The following is a 22,046-nucleotide window of genomic DNA, read 5'->3' on the forward strand; positions in this document are numbered from 1 at the left end:
GTTTATCGATAAGTTGGGTGAATAAGTCAGTTACGATAGAAGGAATTTTTGGGTGTACTGGGAAATGTGGTTGGTTAGGACTTTATCCGCTTAAGTGGAGGTTTTCTGAGATCACTGGCTGCCAGCCTAAAGATATACCACGGCTCGATCAAATAGCGAAACCAAAACCTATTGGGATCTTCCTGTAGCCTGTATAGCCATTCGAGCCCTGTCCTGCCCATCCATCTTGGAGGAGTGCTGACGGTGCCCGCCACGTATTCTATGGCGGCTCCACAAGTCATGATTACCGGGGCATTCAGTTCATCTTTATTGCCAAGGATCCAATGCTCTTGTCGCGGCATTCCCATCCCCACGATCAGAATATCTGGATCATACGTATTGATCATCGTCACTATATCATGGTTTTCCTTGCTTTCTTTTTGGCTGTCAAAGTATCCGTGACGATAGTTTATTTCCAGTCCTTTATACTTGTCTTTCAAAATCTTAACACCTTTGGAAACACTGACTTCATCTGCTCCCAAGTAAAACACCTTCAGGTTTTCGTCCCTGACACGTTCCATTAATGGGTCCATCAGATCCACCCAGGTCAGGCGGTTTTCTTTGGTAAGCGGATAGCCCAACGCTTTTCCCAGCCATACCAACGGCATACCGTCTATGCGCTTTCTGGCAATGGCATAGAGGCTTTTGAGCTGTTCCGAATTTGATTTGTGATAGGTATAGATCCCGTGAAGATTTTGGCTGAGGATGATATTTCTTTCTTTTGATCGCGCAGAGTGGACCATAAAATCGAGCAGTGAAGACAAGTTAAAATCATCCACTTCTGTTCCTAGTAGTTGGTAGGCCATATCAGTTTAGTGTTTTCGTTTCTTTCAAAATGTATTCGATCCTGGATTTCCAGCTGTGGGATTTTACGACGGGCTGCCTGATGGTATCCACATCAAACTTCCCTTCCTGAAAAAAGCGGTATGCCATGCGGATTTTTTCCACTAAGTCCTCCACATTTCCTGACTTGAAACAAAAACCGTTATTCCCATCCTGGATCATATTGGCGGCATCCTGGAATTTTGCCGCAATAACGGGCTTGCCCATAGAAAGGTATTCGTAAATTTTTAATGGTGAATGGTACATCTTCCCTGATGTGGTGGCCACCTGGCCTGAATAGCACACATCAAAACCACCGATGTAACTCGGAATCTGGTTCCATGGTTTGCGGCCGACAAACCTAACGGTATCTTCCAGTCCGGCTTGCTTGCAGTCTGCTTCCCATTCATTCTTTTTCAGCCCATCGCCTACCACCGTTACCTTGATTGGAATTTCCTTTCTAAGGATTTCTACAGCTTTGATCAGCACATCCACTCCGCACCAGGCGATCACGGAGCCCACAAATCCTACAGTAAATTCTTCATGCTCACGGATGGGAGCCACACTGTTCGGATCAAAACGGTCGGTATCCACTCCATTGGGCACGACAAATATTTTGGCAGGATCAATATTAAAATGGTCCAGAACCATGGTTTTCAGCTCATCTGTAACACAGATCAAGTAATCGCACGAGGCGTATGCTCTGGCTTCCATTCTTTTGCAGACACCTGAAAGGATAATGCTTTTTCGGTCATTTTTTGCCTCTTCGTAAAGCACACTGTTGGTTTCCAAGATCCAGGGCACACCGTTTTTCCTAAATTTCATTCCCATAAGCTGAAAAGCACCCAAACGCTCATATACGCAGTCGACATGGCGATGCTTCCGGTAAGAAAGTCGGGTATTGTACATACCGTAAGTAATCCGGATGATGTCAGCCGCCAGACGCTTAAAAAAACTCTTGGAGAGGCTTTTCTGAAAATCGGTCTTGTGACCGGCTTTCATGATTCTGTTACCCACGATGAATTCGGAGACATCCCAATTAAGCGCTTTGAAGCCATTGATCACCCCCAGGATATGCGCCCTTGCTCCTCCCGCGTCGGCTTTTAGTTGAGTAGATACTCTTGGAGCTCCTGACAAGTAAAGTAATTTCATAATTGTAGTGGTATCGGTTTAGAGATTTGAAGGTTATAGGGTTCTAACGTTTGAAGGTTGTCTTAATTCAGGCTTATCCTTCGGCTCGGTCTGACATCTTGGTGAATTTTGATAACTACACGGCCTTGATTCCTCATCATCTCAGTGCCCTTTGCATACTTTCGGTAGTTAAAGCTTCATATCGCTTTTCCAGGTCATCAAGTTTTCGGAATATCTCCTCTCGTTGATGCAATAGCATATTCACTTTCTGAAGCAATGCATCATTGCTTTGGCCGGCTTCAAGGAGTAAATCACTCAGCCCTGCATCTTCGTAAATTCCTTTGATCTTAAGGTGCCTGTCAATATCGGTCAATACCAACGGCAACACATCGTACTTTGCGGCCAAAAGTGCCCCATGGAGGCGGTTGGTAAGAATAGCGACACCATTTTGATAAGCTTCCCCGGCGGTTTCAAGGGTGATCTGTTCTTCCATAAAACTCACATCGTAACCTTTTTCAAGAAGAATTTCATACAATGCCTTGCAGAAATCATAATCTCCAGCCACTTGATAGGTGATTTTTAACCTATACTGTCCCTTCAGGTGATCGATGATATACATCAGCCGCTCAATGAGCGCATCTTTGTATCGCTGTCCCGCATCGTCTTTGTAGATGGAATCACGGAAACTAAAAATGATTTCATCCTTATTTGCCTTGGACAGGTCTACGCCATTGGCATGATAAGTCCACGCCAGATCCGGAAAAAAACGTGCTTTTGGTATACCGATCGAGTGGGCCAATGACAATGAGATAGAATCCCTCACCCAATAATGATGGGTAAACCAGGCCCTTACCCGCTCACTCACTGCCTGTTGCTTGCCAATGGGGCCCATCGAAAACCCCATCCTGACGATACGGACCCCCATGAGCGTCAGCATGATTAAAAAAACCGAGTATTCCAGGTTCTTTTTGATTTTCTCCCTGGAGTTTCCAAAAATATGTCCGGGAGGTCCTGCTACCATGACCACCTTTTGGCTCTTCTTAAACATGCTGCTCAGTGCTTTCCCGAACAGCTGCCTGTAAAAACTCCCCTTTCCATTGGAGCTGGCTTCTTCTTTTTTTAATTCCAAGGCTGCTTTATAAAAATCCGGTAGCTTCTGGTCATTGAGCACTATCTTTCCATAGTTTCTGAAGAGCTCAATGAGGGATTTATTGATGAGCACATCACCCGTATTGTCAAATTGGGTATTGCCCTGAAAATAAGTAGTAACTGTAGGTTCCATAATTGTGCTCGGTTATGTACTTCTTTTATTGAATTATAGATTATGTGACAAAAATTCAGAAAATTTGCTCCAGGTATATTCACCAAAAAAAGCCCTCACTTTTGCCTTATTTTCTTCAGGGCTTACCGCCTGTGCTGATTCCAGGTAGTTTTCCAGGTCATCCATGACATCATAGCTGAAAATCAGCTTTCTGTCCGACAGTTCTTTAAATGCACCCACACGAGGACCAATGATAGGAGTCATCCGTGGAATGGAAGAAATCAGTGCTCCGGAATTGAGCACACTGGATCCAGTGTAGGGGAAAAAGACGAATTTGGCTTCCCGGTGAAGGGCATTTAATTCTTCCTCGGTCACAAAGCGGTCTTCAAGAAGTAAATTGTCATGGCTGTACTCCCTTAGATACCCCGGGAAAGTACCCTCTTCAAATTTTCCCACCACACGAACACGGTACTTTTCAAAGAGTTTTCTCTCTTTCATGAATTGAAGAAAATCATCCACTCCTTTGCTCTTTCTCACTCGTCCCCATACCAATATATCGGTTGTCTTTGGCACGTCCTGATCCTCCAAAAAGAGCGGATCCCTGTCAAATAGGGGATGAAAAAAATAGAGCATCTTACCGATCTCCCTCGAGGTAAAGTGCTTTTTGCTCTCTTGGGTATGTATGATGATTTTATCGGATTTATCTTTGATGGTATCCATCAAAAGTCGGCACACAAAGCTATTGGCCTTATGCGGATGGACATTGTGATGGGTCCAGACGATTTTCTTGCTGTTGAGTTTTAGCCAATGAATGGACAGCCAAAGTACCCAACCTTGAATACCTGTTTTGTTCTCTGCCCAGTTAAACATAAAAATATCTGCTTTTCTGGAATTGAAAAAAATGTCCATCACCCCCAACTTCGGCTTACGTCCATAGTTGATCACTTTAAATCGTTCCGACAGGTACTTGGTCAGGTGATTGATATAGGGGCTTTTTTTCTCAAGGTCTTCCCGTCTCCGCATTGGAAAGACATATACGCTTCTCATATGCTATTAAATAATTTGATTTTTATAGGCAAAAAGAAATCATCCATTGGCTACTTCTTTTGCTGATCTCAGCAGCATAATATTTATTAGCTGCTGTAGTTCCTCTCTCGAATAAGAAAAATAACACAGGGCGAAGGCAGTGGCCATGATTTCACGGTAAAACGGTGCCCATCCGAAGATGCCATATAGTATAAACGCTACCAAAACCCCGACAAAGGTCAAATTCAGTATATCGGGAATCATCACCTTCGTTTTGATGACTTTCAAACGTCCCAATATCTTTGATCGGAAAAATGCAAGCCAAAGACCAAAGCCCACCATTCCCGTTTCACTTAGTACAATCATATGGATATTGTGAATGGGATTAGTGGTCAAAAACTCCAGGATAAACAGGTCTTCTGTGATTTTCAGAAAATGTGCCATATAATAGACATGGGAATTTATCCCTACTCCAAAAACAGGGGCAACCTTCCAGATTTTGTACCCCAAAAGCCAAGAGGATAGCCTCACCTCTATCTGGCTGTCAAAATCACTCCCCAAAAACAATTCGCTCAAAGGCGTCAGGTATAAGATAAACAGCAGCAGGGCTATGCCTGTGGTGGTCAATATTATATTTTTCAGGGAAAACACACTGGATTTGCTAAAAAAGGCTACCATCATAAATACCAGTACCAAAACACACGTCATGTAAGTGGTCCTGGAAAAGGTAAATAGAATAATGAAGATATTGGCAAACAGCAACCCAAAAGACAGTTTCCTACGATAATTATTTAAATAACAGGCAAAAAAGAAAATCCCAACATACAGGCAGTATACTGCCAACGGGCCCGGGTGACCAAATATACCGATGGCCGAAACATACCCTTCCCTCTTTAACGAAGCTTCTAAAGTAACCTCTCCTTTAAAAAGCGTTGCAAAATAGGATACGTTCAAAATAGGATAGAAAACGGTAATGATCGCCTGCAAGACAGTAACGAACAAGAATCCGAAAAACAATCCTTTGAAAATGGTGCTACGCTTAAAATTGGCTTTTAGATAAGCCAGGGAAAACAAGAGCTGAAAGGCATAAAATACAAATACCCACACGGATAAGGGAAATGGATTAATGGGATTTAACAAAGAAATCACGACAAAAGCCACCACCACCCACAACCAGAAATTTTTCCAGTTTCCTAATTTAGGCAACTTATAATGTCCCAGAAACATGCAGAGTGGGACAATCAGAAAAAATGAATTCAGCCGGTAGCGGTTTCCAAATGCCCCCAACTTATCCACCTCCATATCGCCAAAATCAAAAGCTACAAAGTAAGAATAAATAGGATAGCTGAAATTGAAGGCAATCAGTATAACAAAAAGGCTGATCAAGAATTGATTGGAGTGCTCCCCTTTGTAGTTATGATATGCCCACTTGAGGATGCAAAACAGCACAACAATTCCTGCGATTACAAACTTATTCATCCCGGTCTATCGGTACCTTTGAAACCTTATAAATACTGTGCCTTAAAATCGGCTATCTTTTGATGGATTTTGCTGTCTATCCCCCCGATGGTTTCGTCCGTGGACAAATAGAACATATCTATATCCTTGAGTTTTTCCTTTACCTCTTTGCTCACTTTTTGCTTTGGAAGATACTCCAGCGAAACATGGTTTTTGGTCAGCAGTTTGGTCAGTTTGCCAATTGGCCCCATTTGATAAAAAGGAATATAGGTGCTCTGAGGAAATGGTATATCGATCGACATCAGCCAATCCGTCCACTTGAAATCAGATATTCTTCCTCCCTCGGTGTGTGGTGTCGAAAGGATAAATCTATGCCATGGCACCCGCAAAGTATCCGCCATGATCGCTCCGTGCATGGCCTCTGTGATAAGGCATTCTGATGCAGCTATTTCCTGAAGTGTAAATTCAACTCCTTTTTCTGAATGCGGCGATATATAATGATAACCTAGTTGGTCACAGATCTTTTGCCAATCAAAGTAATCGGTAGAGTGAAAATAAGGCATCAGGCTTATTTTATATTTTTTAGGCTGTTGGCTCAGCTTATCAAAATCATCCAGCAGCCTGATTGCATAAGCCGCATCGGTAATATAAGGATCTTTTCTGTTTAGTTCCCCGGACGACAATGGGCCACGAAGAAACATCACATCCCAAGTATCATCAAGGCTCATTTTGGCATAGACCTTTGAGGGTTTTACCCCGGTGCCAAAGACTACTTTTCTTCGTCCGGCATCCAATCCCTTCACCACATGGCTGTCATTATGCAGCAAGGAGCCAATGCCTACAAAATAAAAGTCACTGGATGATCCGTTAGTGCCAAAAAGCTGTGGCCATAACCAGCCGTTCAAATCATCGCCGAAATTTCCTTTTTTCGACTTATAGTATAAATATTCCATAGATCAGTTATTTAAAAGCCAGTTCCTTTTTTTAGTTATTTTTTGCTTGATTTTTAATAGTCCCTTGGTGACAATTTCCTTCTCGTCATCACAAAGTCCCCAGAAGTTTATCGCAATAGCAGTTCCGATGGCTGCCAAAACAATGGTCAGTAAAAATCTAAACTCAAAGTCAAATATATTGATGGACAACAAACAGGTCCCCACCAAAACCATCAGGGGAATGATTTCCTTGAGGATCACCCTGTCCATATATTGACGGACAGAAAGCCCTGCCAATCTATTAAGAAAATATAGCCTCAGGCAGCATGCGATAAATTCCACTACGATATACCCCACCAAAACCGAATAAGCTGCGAAGCCCATTTTCAGTAATAGAAATGCCAAGGGAAGGTTCATCAAAAGTACCCCTCCGACAGTGGCTTGATAGGCCTTTATTCGCCCCGTCGCCTGAATGGCAGACTGAAGTCCAATGGTCAGCTGATTGATAATGGATCCTACCAATACCATTTGACAGAATATCGCTGCATAATCAGGGACATCCTTCAGCCAGACGGACAAAATATTGTTCATTTCGAATATGAATGGAACGGCCACAATGCTCAACAGAAAAAAACCAAACTTGCTGGCGATCATCGCCAGCCGCAGCATGCGCTTTCGGTCCCCATTCCCTTCACTCTTCATGATCTGTGGGTTGATGGATTTTAGCATGGTGGAGGATAAAAACATCAGTTGCCCACCTACTTGGTTGGCAATGGCATATGCCGAGTTAATGATGGCCCCAAAAAACAGGTTCAAAATCACCGCTAATCCTTGTGTCCTGCCCAAGCTGCACAGGGAACCAAATAAATTCCAGCTGGCATATGCTCCCAGTTCCTTCAACAGCGACGTTTCGATCCCCGTCCGGTTTTTTATCTTGCATTCTTGATAAGCCCTGGTACAGTAAATGGCATAAACCATAAAACTGACGCTACTGATTCCGGCCATCAATAGTCCATAAATCACGAGTTTGCTGCCTATAGTATGATAAAGGAAAATGGCAATGGCCAGTTTTAACAATACCTCTAAGATGTTTACCAATGCCACATAGATCATATTTTCATGTGCCACCAGCGAACCATTATAGGGCACGGATAAGATGAGAAAAAACACATTGACTATCATGAAATGATAGACCTGTTTAGCCTCATCCAGCTTGTTCAGGGGAATATTGAGAAAACCATCAAATAGGAAAAGTCCAGCAAGCTCCAGCAATACCAACAATACAATCCCCAACAAGAAGTGGAAGAACAAGCTGTTCCAAAATATTTTAGCCTGCATCACTTTATCTTTTTTGCCCTGATAAAATGACAAAAACCGCTGGGTAGAGGTGGCCATGGCATTTTTCAGGAAAGAAAGCATCACAATCACCCCAGCAACCAGATTAAATATCCCATAGTCCTCCGCTCCCAATGCATCCAGGACAATCCTCGTCGTAAACAGTGAAATCCCCACCGAAACGATTATCCTGCCATACTGGATTCCTGTATTAAAGACTACCCTATTTGCTGCGTTCATGTTTAATGGATACTATTTGGTACGTGGCTCCTCGACTGGTGAGATCATTACATGACCAGTTCTGGCCGTTCGTTTTCCAATCGCTGAAACACTTCTTTCACCTCTTGGGAATTTTCTTTTTTCAATGCCAACACCGCATCATTGGTAAATATCAACAGCGTATTGCTAAGCCCTGTAAATTCAATATGAGTATCAGTCCCGATCACCATATTTCCTGATCCATCCAGATAATGCCCTTTCTCCTTGAAGTAATCATAAATTGCCTCAAAAGACCCCATATCTGACCAGTCAAAGTCAGCGGAAACTACCTTTATCTTCTTTGATCGCTCCATCACCGCATAATCAACAGAAAGTGACGGGATTTGAAGTGATTCTTCTTGAGGCAGAAAAATTTCCTTCTTGAGCATATAGGCACCGTAAGCTTGATCAAAAATCTCGGTCTCATATCTTCTCAGCTCCTCAAGAAATACACCTGCCCTAAAACAAAACATCCCTGAATTCCACAGATAACCTCCGTTTTCAAAAAAGTAATTGGCTCTTTCCTGCCTTGGCTTTTCATGGAATGCCTTGACATCCTCTCCCGTAGCTTCAATATAGCCATAGCCCGTCTCGGGATGACTAGGCTTCAGACCGAAGGTCACAATATTACCCTGTGTGGCCAGCTCAATCGCACGCTTTAACGCAGCTTCGTAGGCATCCCCCGGCGTGATCAGGTGATCCGAGGGCGTCACAAAAAGCACATCCTCTTCATGGCTGTGAAAAGCCGAAAAGGCAATGGCAGCGGCGGTATTTCTTGGACTGGCTTCCACGAGCTCCGTGTATGCGGCAAGATTGCTCCCATCCATATCCTTTCTGGACAACTCATAGTTATCCTTATTACCCACCACCAGTATCTCATCAGCAAACGGCCGATTTCTACACACAGTTTTTTGGAACAACGTTTCTCCATCAAAAATAGGCAAATACTGCTTTGGACGGCTTTTTCTGGAAAGCGGCCATAGCCTACTCCCTACACCACCTGAAAGCACCACATTAACAATCCGGTTCATACGGGTACTTTTAGAATTCTATCAAAATAATTTATGGTCTCTATCAAGCCTTCTCTCAGCCTTACTTTAGGTTCCCAGTCCAACTCTTTCTTTGCCATGTGGATAATCGGTTGACGCTGCATAGGATCATCCTGAGGAAGTGGCAAAAACTTCAGTTGACTACCGCTTCCTACCAAATCCAATATCTCCTGCGCCAATTCCAGCATGGTAAATTCTCCAGGATTTCCGATGTTGACAGGCCCTGTAAACCCCTCTCTGGAATTCATCAATCGGTACATTCCTTCGATCAGGTCCTCCACATAACAAAAGCTTCTGGTCTGCATCCCATCCCCAAAAATGGTAATGTTCTCCCCTTTTAGCGCCTGAACGATAAAATTGCTCACTACCCTTCCATCATTAGGGTGCATCCGGGGGCCATAGGTATTAAATATCCGCATGACCTTGATATCCACGCCATGCTGTCTGTGGTAGTCAAAAAACAAGGTCTCTGCACACCGCTTTCCTTCGTCGTAACATGCCCTGATCCCAGTGGTGTTGACACTGCCTTTATAGCTTTCAGGTTGCGGATGCAATTCTGGGTCGCCATACACCTCTGATGTACTGGCCTGAAGGATCCTTGCCTTTAGCCTCTTTGCAAGCCCCAGCATATTAATCGCCCCGATGACTGAAGTCTTGGCCGTCTGCACGGGATCAAACTGATAATGAACCGGACTGGCCGGACAGGCTAGGTTATAAATTTCATCTACTTCCACATATAGCGGAAAGGTGATGTCATGCCGGAGGAATTCAAAGTTTTTCTCATCTAACAAGTGATGAATATTTGATTTTCGACCGGTAAAAAGATTGTCCACACAGAGTACCTCATTCCCTTCCTTTAACAGTCTGTCGCAGAGGTGGGATCCTAAGAATCCCGAGCCTCCTGTCACTAAAATTCTTTTCATCTTTTGCTTCAAATGGTGAATAATTGGTAAAGTTTCTAAGGCTTCCGGAGCTACCTGCTATTGACAGACAGGTCACTGTCATAAATAGTTACTGGGTTGCCTTGACGTTATGAGTCGATTATGTGCTGCCTGGATACAGCTTCGCCCCGTCAGTCCCATTTTTCATGAACTTAATGAAGACGTTATAAAAACTATTATTTATAAATATAATATTAAAAAACACCAATTGAATATGTTTTTTAATATAAAATCAATGATTATTAATTAAATGATCTAATTTGATAATTAAGTGAACCAGTCTGCTTTAGGGCTTTTTATCATGCTGCCAAAAGCGTTAATCAACTGGTGTTTTTCAGTAAAATCCACCATCAAAGTACTTACTCGCTCTGATTTAAGAGCGCCCCGGACATTGCCCGAGACGCCTGCTAAATCAACTATCAACAAATGCTGAAGAGGCTATAATGGGTTTATTTTTTACCAACTAGTTTGCCTAGCCAATTAGATTCTTCTCTGTCATTCTCATGGTATCCATTTGACCCGTAACCGTATCCATAGGCATAACCATACTGTCCTATTTCAAAATCGACGTCATTTAATAGCGAATACATCTTTTTCACTCCGCCTTTTTCTACCAATCCCTTTAAGAGTTGGATGTTTGCTTTAGGCGAATAGTTTTGTCTAAACACGTACATATTGATATCGGCCAGAGAGAACAGCTCCTTTGTTTCTGAAACAAGTCCTACAGGTGCACAATCAAGGATCAACACATCATAATTTGCTTTGATGTCTCCGATCATTTCTTTAAAATAACCTTGCGCCAAAAGCTCCGCCGGATTTGGTGGGACAGGACCGGAAAGGAGCACATCTAGGTTATCATAGCCAGATGGTTTGACTGCCTCTTTCCAGGGCATTCCTACACTCAGACAAGTACTCACTCCACGGTCGTTGATCATTCCGAATTCCTCTGCAATCTTTGGCTTCCGAAGATCCAAACCGACCAAAATGGTCTTTTTGCCCATCATGGCATATACCGAGGCCAAATTGACAGAACAGAATGTTTTACCTTCCCCTGATATCGATGAGGTAAAAAGTATGGTCAGCTTCTTTGCACCCGGGCTTAGAAAGGTCATATCTGCACGGAGGCTTCTGAAGTTTTCCGAAATAGTGGATTTTGGCTTTTTCATGACAGTCAGGACATTTCCCTGTTTCGACGGACTTTTCCCTATCATTCCTATTAGCGGGGTAGGAATCTGTTCCTCCAGTTCCTTGGGATCCTCTACCTTATTATTGAAAAAGTTTCTAACGAAAATAAACCCTACAGGCAAGATCAAACCGGCAAATGCCCCCAGGACTAGATTGATGAGGGTTTTAGGTTCCACTGGTTTTTCAGCTGCCCTTGCGGTATCCAATATGGAGTTTTTAGGTGTATTGGAAGCCAAAACGATCTGAGACTCCGCCCTTTTCTGGAGCAAATACAAATAGATGTTTTCATTGATAGAAAACTTTCGCTGTATCCCCAACAGGTTTCTCTCTGTCTCTGGCAGCTTGTTAATTTCCTGTTCCACTTGATTGATACGATTAGTAATTTCAGCCAGCGAACTTTTCGTGTTATTTTTGGCTGACTTAGTATTCTCCAGAACCGACTGTCTTGTGGTTTTGATCTGCGTATTGATCTGTTCTAAAGCCGGTGTGGATGATGAATAGGTGGATTTTAACCTCAAACGTTCAGTCTGAAGTTCGGACAGTTTGACTACAAGGCTGTTTAATAATGGATCAGTATTTCCAATGATGGATGGGGCCACCAGCCCCTCTTCAGTTTCTCCCAGAAGGTAATCTTCCAAGGTGTGGTAATAATCCAGTTTCAGTTCGATTTCACTCCGTTGTTTTTCATAATCTTGGAGTCTTTCAAAAATCATCACGCCTTCCTCACTGAGATTAAACACATGATTTTTGGTCCTGTATTCCTGAAGTCTATTTTCAAAATAGCTTAGGGAATCCGTAATTCCATTGAGCTGATCATCGATAAAACTTATGGTATTGGCAGTAGCCTTATTTTTTTCACTAAGCTCCCGCTCAAGATAGACGCGCATAAGGCTATTGATGAAGTCCTGCCCCAATTTCCTAATGGGCGTCTCCATGCTGATCTGAAGGATGGATGCCAGTTTATTAGTAGGTGCGACACTGATGGCTTTTTGGTATTTGATCACCTGCGAATGAGTGTCGGAAAACTTAAAAAACAGAATTTCTCCAGGCTGACCGGAAATGTTGTTTACCTGAAATTCGAAATAGTCTCCTTGTACCGTCTCACCAAACTTATGCTCTCCTGTCAATCCTTCCAATTCTTCCTCCAACTCCTTTTTGAAGTAGGGATCTTTAGGATTGTAGATATAGAGAGCGTCATTATCGATAGATAATTGGTAAGTTTCTTCACTGAGCACTTCCAGTGCCAGCATCCCCCCTACCAGCTGTTCCCTATTCCAGTTTACAGTGATATTAAGTGGAATATTACCGTATAAGCTGTTTTTGGAGAAAACACCCTCTTCAAAATAAGACACGTTTAGCTTTAGCTCCTCCACGACTTGCTCTGTCAGCGCATAGGAGGTAAGAATCCCAATTTCATTTTCGATATTATTCTTTGGCTGAAGCAAAGAACTCGCCCCCAGAAAGTCCGCGCCTAGATCTTGGGACTCTTCTCCTACCAGGACAGAGCCGTTCACCTTATAAATAGGAGTCATCACTTTACTAGCAGCATAGGCCAAAAGAATCCCCAAAATAGTGCAGGCCACAATTACCTTCCAGTGCCTCAGGTAATTATTAAGGATGGTCTTGACGTCCACATCTTCCTCCTGATTAAGCTCAGGCAGCTGATTTACATGGGTGTTCTTCGCTAACATAGGTTGGTTAATTAAAAAGGTTAAGAAGTAAAGCCAATGCTGTAATGGATGAAGTAATCAGGGTCAACGTCTGGGTGGCATTGACACCTGAGCCTATCTCTCTCACTTTCATGGGCTCAGCATAGATCTGATCGTTTGGTTGGATAAAATAGTAGGGAGATTCAATGATATGCCGATCATTCAAATTGATCCTATGTAGTTTCGTTCCTTCAGGGTATTGACGGATAAGTAATATTTCGTCTCTTTTGGCCACCGTGCTCAAGTCACCTGCTTGGGCAATGGCCTCAAAAATGGTCATTCGGTCTTGCAGGACCACATACTTGCCAGGATGCCTGAATTCTCCTATGGCTGAAAAGCGTATTCCTCCGAGCTTCACTCGCACGTAAAACTCGGAAGAAAGAAAGTCCTTTAGCTTTTCCTGGACTTTTACTCTCACCTCTTCCACTGTAAGGTTCATGACATTCAGCTCTCCTATGATCGGAATGCGCACATTTCCTTTGACGTCGACAGAGTAACCGGTCATATAATACACATCACCGCCTGTCTGTGCTATCTGTCCCATCATCATGCTGCTAGTGGAACTGGACTGACTGCTGTTAAACCCATATTCGATGAGATCTTCAGCTGTCATGACCTGAATATCTATAATGTCATTATACTGTAAATGGTACTCTGGCTGTTCGTAGCTAATGAGTTGTTCATCAGGAATCGGCTCTTTACCTTCTTGGTTTTGGAGGTAAATCACTTTCTCATTAGGAACACAGGAAAACACTGCGAAACAAAACAACAATACCAGTGGCAATGCACAGGCTCTAAAGTTGGTGGTCATAATAGTTAGTTAAATAAAGGCTATGTTTTTTGAATGATTTTTATAAGTCATTCATATATTCCCTCTAACAAATTTCAGGGATTGGAAGTAAGTCACTGTGGTAAACAGGTTATTTGAATGCTTACTTCAACAAGGCTTCTGGGCTATTGACAAGTGAAAATTGGAACGAATCATCCGAAAAGTGAAATTTTCAAAAACATATGACAGATTTTGTAAACCAAACGTACAAGGCGTTGTTTTCAAGTCTTCATGAACACCCCATTTCACCGAAAATCACACAAAAAGTAGCATTTACACCATTTTTCAGCCTTTAACCATCACCTTAATTCTAAAACCTAACTTAACCCAGCCTATATATCAATGTTTATTTACAAAAACTACCCTTTAATATCAAACAAACAATAATACAGTATAAAAAATATCATTTTTATATTCTTTCATTCCAATTATTACAAAAACAAAAACATAATAATCTTTTACTGACATCCGACTAAATTTCAAATATGATCAAAAGCTCTCTTTGTATAGAAATTTGAGGGTTTTTATTCTAATCCCTAAAATGACCCCGTCCCCTAAAGGGGGGCTTTAGAAAGTCCCCTTTAAGGGATTTAGGGGTGTAAACAGTTGATTTTTTTCAATTTTACGATTGTTTTCTCGGACGCCAGTAATAATCTTAATGACTATCGGTAATTTTACACGTAGTGGTACCATTCCAAAATGTGATTTGGAAAGTTAAGGAAGTCCCTTGGTGAGACCGGTTTAAGAAAAATGAGCAGGCCGTTAAGAAAATGAATTAGCTCGCGTCGTGGAACAGCGAGATCCATTCATTTTCAGGCCGGAGCAGTTTTCTTAAATTAAATTGGGTAACGTATTGTCCTCCCTGGAAAACGTGTCCTTCCCAATTTAAAGGGCTCACCACCGGACTGGATTTTCCGTCCTTTTCATCAAGGGAAATGCGTAGCATTCATGAAGACCCATTAAAAGCAATTTTGCACCTGAATAAAAGGACGGAAACACTATTTATTCAATTATGCTTGACTACTTGTATGATTGCCGTGACTCATAATAATATTTCACTTTTTCCAAAACTGGGATTTCACGCAATAATTTGCTTATAAAACTATTTTATCCAATATCACCAATTGGTGACAAAAAATCCCTCGATGTGCCTCTTCCCTTCAGTGATGTGTAGGTTTTATTGATTAAAAATACTGATCAGGAAACATGCCTTCAGTACATGCAAATCCAACCGAACCTTACAAAATCGATCGTTTACGTTTTTTTTACCATAAATAAGTATTTTATAAAAATATTGAATACTTCAATAAAAAGGCATTTGTTTTGCAATTCGTTAACCAAAACCAATCGATCGTAAACAAAAAACAACAAATAAATTACATTATTTGCACTTTATTAAATAACCGACAAATAAAAAAACCTGCAATTACAATTTATTTACAAATAAATACCGAACATTTACGAATAACTACAATTACTAAAATAAAATTCTTATTTTTATAATAAATATTAATAATCATTGAAAAATATATATTTATATGACAGGACAAAGAGAAAAAACCTAACCACCAAGACAAACAAGTGCCAAAAGCACCTTACAGTACCTTTGACCGTCATTCCACTACTCCATTTAGCGTACCCATTTTGTAGAACTAATACGCAAATATTGACACAAAGAACACTTACCTCCAACACGGCCCAAAGGTTTTAGAGAACACCACAAATAATTTTAATTGCGCATCAATTCACCCAAAAGCATACCTAAAAGTCAACTGGAAATTACACCAACTTCTTCCAGTTATAGACAAACATAGCTAACAGCGCTACCTCCTGCCTTTTTGAAAGGGTCAAGGGAGCAAGCCATTAGGAGTAAAAATTATTTGACCACGCATTTAGACTACCACGACTATGAAGAAAATTTTAATCGTTGAAGACGAATTGGATTTGGGGGAAAACCTGGAGGAAATTTTAACTGTCCTAGGCTATAATGTATCTCCCGTTATCTCAGATGGCAATATGGTTTTGGATTATTTGAGGTTTAGCCAACCGGACCTCATCCTCATGGATGTGCTTATCGATGGGGACATGGATGGAATAGAACTGGCAAAAAAAATAAAAGAAGCCTATCATATCCCCATTATTTTCTTAACCGGTTATTCTGATAAAATGATACTTGATAGAATTTCCAAAGTTATGTATGAAGGATATCTACTAAAGCCATTTCATATCGAAACCCTTAAGACCTGCCTTTATCTTACCTTTAAAAATCAAGAAGGTCCCAAGAAAAAAGCCAAGCCACAAACCCTGAAAATAAGGGATAAAGGCTTTATGGTCCCAGTTCCCGTCGAAGACATCACTGTTTTGGAAGCAGATGGGCTATATACCAAGATTTACACATTGTCCAAGCCCTACACGATTCGGGATATCCTAAAGGATGTCACAGAAAAACTGCCTGATGAGACATTTCTCCGAATCCACAAATCCTTCACCATCAATGTAAACCATATCAATGCCTATAATGCCAAAGAATTAACCGTCGGTGGCCAAATAATTCCTATGAGAAGGGGTTTTCTGAAAAAACTTAAAGGTATTCTGGAAGAAAGAAAAGTGCTGTCAGTCAATTAGCCCGGATCGCTGGCATCCACCTTTTGGTGCTGATGCCTACTCATGGAAAGGATCCATCGAGCAAGCAATAGGAGGCTGTTCCATAACCATCAAATCCACTACCCTTTCTCCAGCTGTCTATAGGAAAAAGTGATGATGGAAATTTATGAGACAGCCTCCTTTTATCACACCACAGGCCAATTTATTCTTAGGTCTCGGAATGAACATTTTCAGGATAATAGCAAGAATACCAATCCACGAATTGCCTCACCCCTATTTCCAGGGGGGTATCTGGCCTATATCCTGTATCTGTTTTCAAATCCTGCACATCTGCATAAGTAGAAACCACATCTCCGGCCTGCATCGGCATCATTGTCTTTTTGGCACTCTTCCCCATCGCCTTTTCTAAAGCATCAATATAATCCATTAACTTGACAGGTTTGCTGTTCCCTATATTATAAACTTTATAAGGAACATATGAAGTGCTTGTTTTTGGGGAATTATGCCAGTTCTGATCTGGCCGGGAAGGCCTTTCTGCCACTTTCACCACCCCTTCTACAATATCATCTATATATGTAAAGTCCCTTTCCATCCTACCGTGATTAAACACCTTGATCGGCTCTCCTTTTCTAATGGCATCAGCAAAGAGAAACATCGCCATATCCGGCCTGCCCCATGGGCCATACACCGTAAAAAAACGCAATCCCGTGGTAGGAATCTGAAACAGATGGCTATATGTGTGAGCCATAAGTTCATTGGATTTTTTGGTTGCAGCATACAGACTTACGGGATGATCGACAGCATGCTCTGTCGAAAACGGCATCGCTTTATTTGCCCCATAGACAGAACTCGAGGAGGCATACACCAAGTGCTTAACAGGATAATGCCGGCAAGCTTCCAGGACATTTAGAAAGCCTTGGATATTTGCCTGCACATAAGCATCTGGATGCTCTAGAGAATACCTTACTCCTGCCTGCGCCGCCAAATGGATGACCACATCAATCTCATTTGCAGCCATCAATTCCAAAAGGGAAGATTTATCTGCCAAGTCCATCTTTACAAAGGTATAATTTTCATAAATGGTGGACCGAATGTCTTTTCCACTATCTATCTGGTCACGCGAAATGCCCGTTGCCTCCAATCGGGCATACTTTAGGTTAACATCATAATAATCATTAATGGAGTCCACACCGATTACCTCATCCCCTCTTTTCAGCAATTTCAAGGCTACATGAAAGCCAATAAATCCTGCAGTGCCTGTCACTAAATACTTCATTTATACTGCTTAAATGGTAATAAATCTATTTTTCATTAAAAAAGTCCTTCAGCTGCGAAGGACTTTTTTTATTTGAAGCTATATGCCCTTATTAATAAGCGTTTTCGCGGTCGAGCACTAGGCTCAAAAAGGTCATCCAAATGATCTTGTAATCCAAGACTGGATTCCACTTTTTAAGGTAAAAAATATCCATGCGGTACCGAGCATACATTTGGTAAAACTCAGCGGTTTCTCCTCTGTAGCCTTTGGCCTGCGCAAGTCCGGTCAACCCTGGCTTTGAGTGATGCCGTGACATGAATCCATTGATCTGAGAAGAGAATTGCTCATTTAAGGACACTGGATGAGGACGTGGCCCTACGATGGACATATCACCTTTAAATACATTGATCAACTGCGGCAGCTCATCAATACTGGTCTTCCTGATAAACTTTCCCACGCGGGTTACCCGTGCATCATTCTTCGTGGCCTGCTTGATATCAGCTTCATGGTTTACGACCATGCTTCTAAACTTATAACAGAAAAAAAGCTCATTGTCCTTCCCGTGACGCTTTTGCTTAAAAAACACCGGTCCTTTGGAATCCAATTTTATCAAAATTGCAATGATCGGAAACAACCAAAACCCTATGATTAACATAAACATCAGCGCTATAAAGATGTCTGAAGCCCTCTTCACCACCAAATTTGCCTTGTTAAAGCCTGATGATACCATTGGAGACTGCTCTCTCCCTGCATTTTTTTCCACATGTGGTTTATCCATTAACCCCACATTGTTCTCACTTTCTCTGAAATGTACAACTGAACCATTCATAAGACATTAAGTTTTGGTTTTAGACAGAAATAATTCATTTAAAAAAAAACCAGGTGTTCGTGCTGATTTATTAGGCTATAAAGGGTTCACCCGAAACGCATCCGGTTTTTTGGCCGGACACATACCGCATATGACAACCGTATTGTTAATTTAAAACATATATTATTATTTAAATAATTAAAATAATAATAGGTAAACTAAATGAATATTTTTTATAACTAAATGTTATTATATATCACTATAAAGCTTTATGTAGTTCATTTATGGCATCACCTTAGCCGACCACTTCTCTGGATTAAAAAAGATAGGAAAGTCCAATATTCGTGTTTAAGTTTAGGGCAGGATCTCCCCGATAACGGCCATCTTTTTCATTGTAGTAGGGAGCATAAAAATTATAATTCATGCCCTTGATCAGCCTCATTTGCACTTGTAAAAGCAGATGGTCAATTACTTCATCTTCATATTTTCCCCCAACAGCAAAATCAATCCATGGTGCCACCTGCTCTCCATTGCTATTGGCGTATTGGTAAAAGTTCTGATCACGAGCATAACGCTCCAGTTGCAAAGCGATCTTTTTAAGCCCTTTTACATGGCTGATTTCTAGAATTTGTATATTACCGCTCCTTCCCAATCCTGATCCAAGGACTTGCCCCCTGTTCGTTACCCCATGGATCACTTGGTAATTATCATAGAGCCCACGTCCCCTGTTCGGCAAACCATCCCATCTGATAATATTGTTAATGGAATTCTGTGTCTGGGTCATCTCTAAACTGAGTCCAATAAACTGCCCATTGGCCATCGGAATATATTTGCTTGCCCCTATCACATAGCCGCGGGAATGCTCTAAATTCAAAATAGTTTCTCTCCAGTTTAAGGAGTGATCAGTACGCATAAATTCAAAATAGAGCTCACTGTGTGCCTCAGGTATCGCCCATCTGAAATAAAACTCCAGCACTTGGTCTTCTCGTCTATTAACATTCTCCAGCACACCCTCTCCATCTTTCGGAAGGGGGGAGAATAGCGGAACCCAAGCTCTAATATTGTCTTCCATATCACCTCTATAGATCTGGAAGGCGCGGCTTGCCCCCAGTGAAAGTCCTGGTAGCCACCTGGGAGAATACGAAACAGTGATCCCCGTAAAATACCTCCAATCATCTTCCTGAATAGGCTTAAAAACAGATGAATAGGCCTTATCACTATAATAAGTATGGCCAGAACCTTCCAGGCTTCCCATAATATATTGCCCTTCAAAATGTCCCAAAAAGGTCTTTACAGGCTTGGTGGTATGAAGGGTGGCATGAGGAAATCCCTGCGCATTGTCTCCGATCATCAGCGGATTATATCTCGCAGGGCCCCACCAGATATTTTCAGTGGAGACTCCTGCTGCAAATCCCCCAAACATTACTTTTACATGTGAATTCCCCGGCAACAACTCACTAATCGGACCATCTCCATATCGCACCGGCAAATCAATGTCACCCACTCCTCGCTCCATAAACTCAAAAAAAGTAATTGGCGCATCTTCAGGATATTCTTCAAATGGCAGATTCTGTGCATAGTGGTATTGTGGATAAAGCTGAATACTTACAGGACCGGCCTGCACATGAATCCCTGCATTTAACAGAAACTGTTGGCCCTTTGCAGGTACTTCGGCTCCATTTCCCCAACCATATGGGTAATTTGAATTGAATGAATGGGTCAGAGTTGCTGGCATCACTCGAAGGACAAATGACTTCTTGTCCACTACTTTCCCCAACAGGCCTTCTGCCATCAGCTCACTGTACTTGCCATCTTCGATTTTATTCAAGTACAAAGGCCGGACATTAAAACTGACAGGACCACTTGTGGTGTCGATAAGTTGCTCCCGGCGGATATAATCTTGGAAAACAGGCTGGTTTAAGGGCAAGCTCTGAGCATAAATCCCCTGAACAGACAAAAACAAGAAAAGCCCTGTAAGCAGTACTACAATGGTAAAATAAAGATCTGCCTTACCACTACAGGAATTACATTTTTCTTTGAACATCACTAAAATCATTGAAAATAAACTAATCAACACACCTGATTATTGCAAAAAGTTAGATAAACGCAGGAAAACTTAAGGGTAAATTGTAGCGAATCGTAAATAAAAAGTCATCACCATAATAGCTTCATGCTAACCATCGGAAACTAACGTAAATAAAAAGTAAAATCTGATTATCCCTCCGTGAGGTACCCAGAAAAACTCCCCGTCACAGATAGCTAAGTTTTTGCCTTCAATGCCGGTTTCTTTACCCAATGTAGAACCAAGAAAAATATACACCACCTCATATTTAAGCAATCAAAAAATCCCTGTATCAAAAAGCTTGAAACTTTAATTAACGCAATAATGTTGCATTAACTACCAGCTCTATTTTAAACTTAAAATCACATCATGAAAATAAACACTTACGATGCTATCATTATCGGCGGCAGCTATGCGGGACTGTCTGCCGCCATGTCTCTGGGACGCGCTTTGCGAAAAGTCCTTATTATAGATAGTGGTAATCCCTGCAACAAACAAACTCCCCACTCACATAACTTCCTGACACAGGATGGGAAAAAGCCAAGCGAAATTGCTGAAATAGGCCTAAAACAGGTACTCAGCTACTCTACCGTGGAAAGTATGAATGGAAAAGTAATCGGTACAACAAAATCCAAGGATGGTTTTGACGTGCAGTTGGCTACTGGTAAAAGCTACTTTGCGAAAAAGTTACTTTTTGCTACTGGCATAGCGGACCAAAAGCCCGCTATAGAGGGATTTGCTGACTGCTGGGGCATTTCGATCATCCATTGCCCTTACTGCCATGGATATGAGGTCAAAGGCCAGCCCACAGCTATCATGGCCAATGGTGACAAGGCCTTCCACCTGAGCAAGCTCCTCCAAAATTGGACAAATGAGCTCACTCTTCTTACCAATGGCCCATCAGAGCTCACCGCTGAGCAGCAGGCAGCACTAAAGGCTAATGGCATTCCTATGATTACGGATAAAATCACCTCCATAAGCCATAAAAATGGACAATTGGAAAGTATCCATTTTGAAACAGGGGCATCCATAAGCCTACCGGTGATGTATGCAGCCATTCCCTTTTTACAGCATACTGACCTTCCAGAAAAACTAGGATGTCAAGTAAATGAGCACGGCTACTTGGTGATCAATGAAAAACAGGAAACTACCGTACCAGGCATTTATGCAGCTGGGGACAATTCAAGCCCGCTCCGTGCTGTCGCTATGGCAGTAGCGGGAGGATCAAAGGCCGGGGCCATGATCAATTTTGATCTGGTGATGGGATAAATAGAGTGATTTGCTTTTCATGTTTCCTAAATGAAATCACAGGATATGATAGCCCTTTGCCCATATTGCAAGA

General features: G+C 41.8%; 16 protein-coding genes. 2 read left to right on the forward strand and 14 right to left on the reverse strand.

Translation table 11 applies throughout. The features are described from left to right. Window positions 1–74: 74 nt before the first annotated feature. The 11 genes from FKX85_RS17840 to FKX85_RS17890 form a co-directional block, all read right to left on the reverse strand. Entirely contained in the window at window positions 75–845 is a 771-nt protein-coding gene (locus tag FKX85_RS17840; RefSeq protein ID WP_141616022.1) for a WecB/TagA/CpsF family glycosyltransferase, read from the reverse strand. A gap of 1 nt (window position 846) precedes the next feature. Beyond that, a complete protein-coding gene (locus FKX85_RS17845) occupies window positions 847–2,013 on the reverse strand; it encodes a glycosyltransferase family 4 protein (RefSeq protein WP_141616023.1) in 1,167 nt (388 codons plus the stop codon). Window positions 2,014–2,149: 136 nt separating this feature from the next. Next, window positions 2,150–3,274 carry a polysaccharide pyruvyl transferase family protein gene (locus FKX85_RS17850; protein ID WP_141616024.1) on the reverse strand — a complete coding sequence of 375 codons (1,125 nt, stop codon included), beginning with the start codon at window positions 3,272–3,274 and terminating at the stop codon, window positions 2,150–2,152. 33 nt (window positions 3,275–3,307) lie between these two features. Beyond that, window positions 3,308–4,300, reverse strand: a complete 993-nt coding sequence (locus FKX85_RS17855; RefSeq protein ID WP_141616025.1) for a glycosyltransferase family protein — start codon at window positions 4,298–4,300, stop codon at window positions 3,308–3,310. A gap of 39 nt (window positions 4,301–4,339) precedes the next feature. Continuing rightward, on the reverse strand, window positions 4,340–5,758 hold the full coding sequence (locus FKX85_RS17860) for an O-antigen ligase family protein (protein ID WP_141616026.1): 1,419 nt from the start codon (window positions 5,756–5,758) through the stop codon (window positions 4,340–4,342). A gap of 26 nt (window positions 5,759–5,784) precedes the next feature. Further along, entirely contained in the window at window positions 5,785–6,690 is a 906-nt protein-coding gene (locus tag FKX85_RS17865; protein WP_141616027.1) for a polysaccharide pyruvyl transferase, read from the reverse strand. A gap of 3 nt (window positions 6,691–6,693) precedes the next feature. After that, window positions 6,694–8,244: an MATE family efflux transporter gene (locus tag FKX85_RS17870; RefSeq protein ID WP_141616028.1), complete on the reverse strand. Its 1,551-nt coding sequence runs from the start codon at window positions 8,242–8,244 to the stop codon at window positions 6,694–6,696. Window positions 8,245–8,291: 47 nt separating this feature from the next. Beyond that, window positions 8,292–9,293, reverse strand: coding sequence for a mannose-1-phosphate guanylyltransferase (locus FKX85_RS17875; RefSeq protein ID WP_141616029.1), 1,002 nt, complete (start codon window positions 9,291–9,293; stop codon window positions 8,292–8,294). After that, a complete protein-coding gene (locus tag FKX85_RS17880; protein ID WP_141616030.1) occupies window positions 9,290–10,234 on the reverse strand; it encodes a UDP-glucuronic acid decarboxylase family protein in 945 nt (314 codons plus the stop codon). The genes FKX85_RS17875 and FKX85_RS17880 overlap by 4 nt, the downstream gene beginning before the upstream one ends. Window positions 10,235–10,701: 467 nt before the next feature. Next, window positions 10,702–13,128, reverse strand: a complete 2,427-nt coding sequence (locus FKX85_RS17885) for a GumC family protein (RefSeq protein WP_141616031.1) — start codon at window positions 13,126–13,128, stop codon at window positions 10,702–10,704. Window positions 13,129–13,135: 7 nt separating this feature from the next. Then, entirely contained in the window at window positions 13,136–13,957 is an 822-nt protein-coding gene (locus FKX85_RS17890; protein WP_141616032.1) for a polysaccharide biosynthesis/export family protein, read from the reverse strand. 1,926 nt (window positions 13,958–15,883) lie between these two features. On the opposite strand from FKX85_RS17890, the gene FKX85_RS17895 reads away from it, so the two are divergent. Beyond that, window positions 15,884–16,600 carry a LytR/AlgR family response regulator transcription factor gene (locus FKX85_RS17895; protein ID WP_141616033.1) on the forward strand — a complete coding sequence of 239 codons (717 nt, stop codon included), beginning with the start codon at window positions 15,884–15,886 and terminating at the stop codon, window positions 16,598–16,600. A gap of 187 nt (window positions 16,601–16,787) precedes the next feature. On the opposite strand, the gene FKX85_RS17900 is transcribed toward FKX85_RS17895, so the two are convergent. The 3 genes from FKX85_RS17900 to FKX85_RS17910 form a co-directional block, all read right to left on the reverse strand. Further along, entirely contained in the window at window positions 16,788–17,855 is a 1,068-nt protein-coding gene (locus FKX85_RS17900; protein WP_141616034.1) for an NAD-dependent epimerase, read from the reverse strand. A gap of 91 nt (window positions 17,856–17,946) precedes the next feature. Beyond that, window positions 17,947–18,663, reverse strand: coding sequence for a sugar transferase (locus FKX85_RS17905; protein ID WP_141616035.1), 717 nt, complete (start codon window positions 18,661–18,663; stop codon window positions 17,947–17,949). 295 nt (window positions 18,664–18,958) lie between these two features. Next, window positions 18,959–20,686, reverse strand: a complete 1,728-nt coding sequence (locus FKX85_RS17910) for a capsule assembly Wzi family protein (protein ID WP_168196288.1) — start codon at window positions 20,684–20,686, stop codon at window positions 18,959–18,961. Between the two features lie 387 nt (window positions 20,687–21,073). Here FKX85_RS17910 and FKX85_RS17915 point away from each other — a divergent pair, with 387 nt between their 5' ends. Continuing rightward, on the forward strand, window positions 21,074–21,973 hold the full coding sequence (locus FKX85_RS17915) for an NAD(P)/FAD-dependent oxidoreductase (protein WP_141616037.1): 900 nt from the start codon (window positions 21,074–21,076) through the stop codon (window positions 21,971–21,973). Window positions 21,974–22,046: the final 73 nt, after the last annotated feature.

Source organism: Echinicola soli, from assembly GCF_006575665.1.
GTDB classification, from domain to species: Bacteria; Bacteroidota; Bacteroidia; order Cytophagales; family Cyclobacteriaceae; genus Echinicola; species Echinicola soli.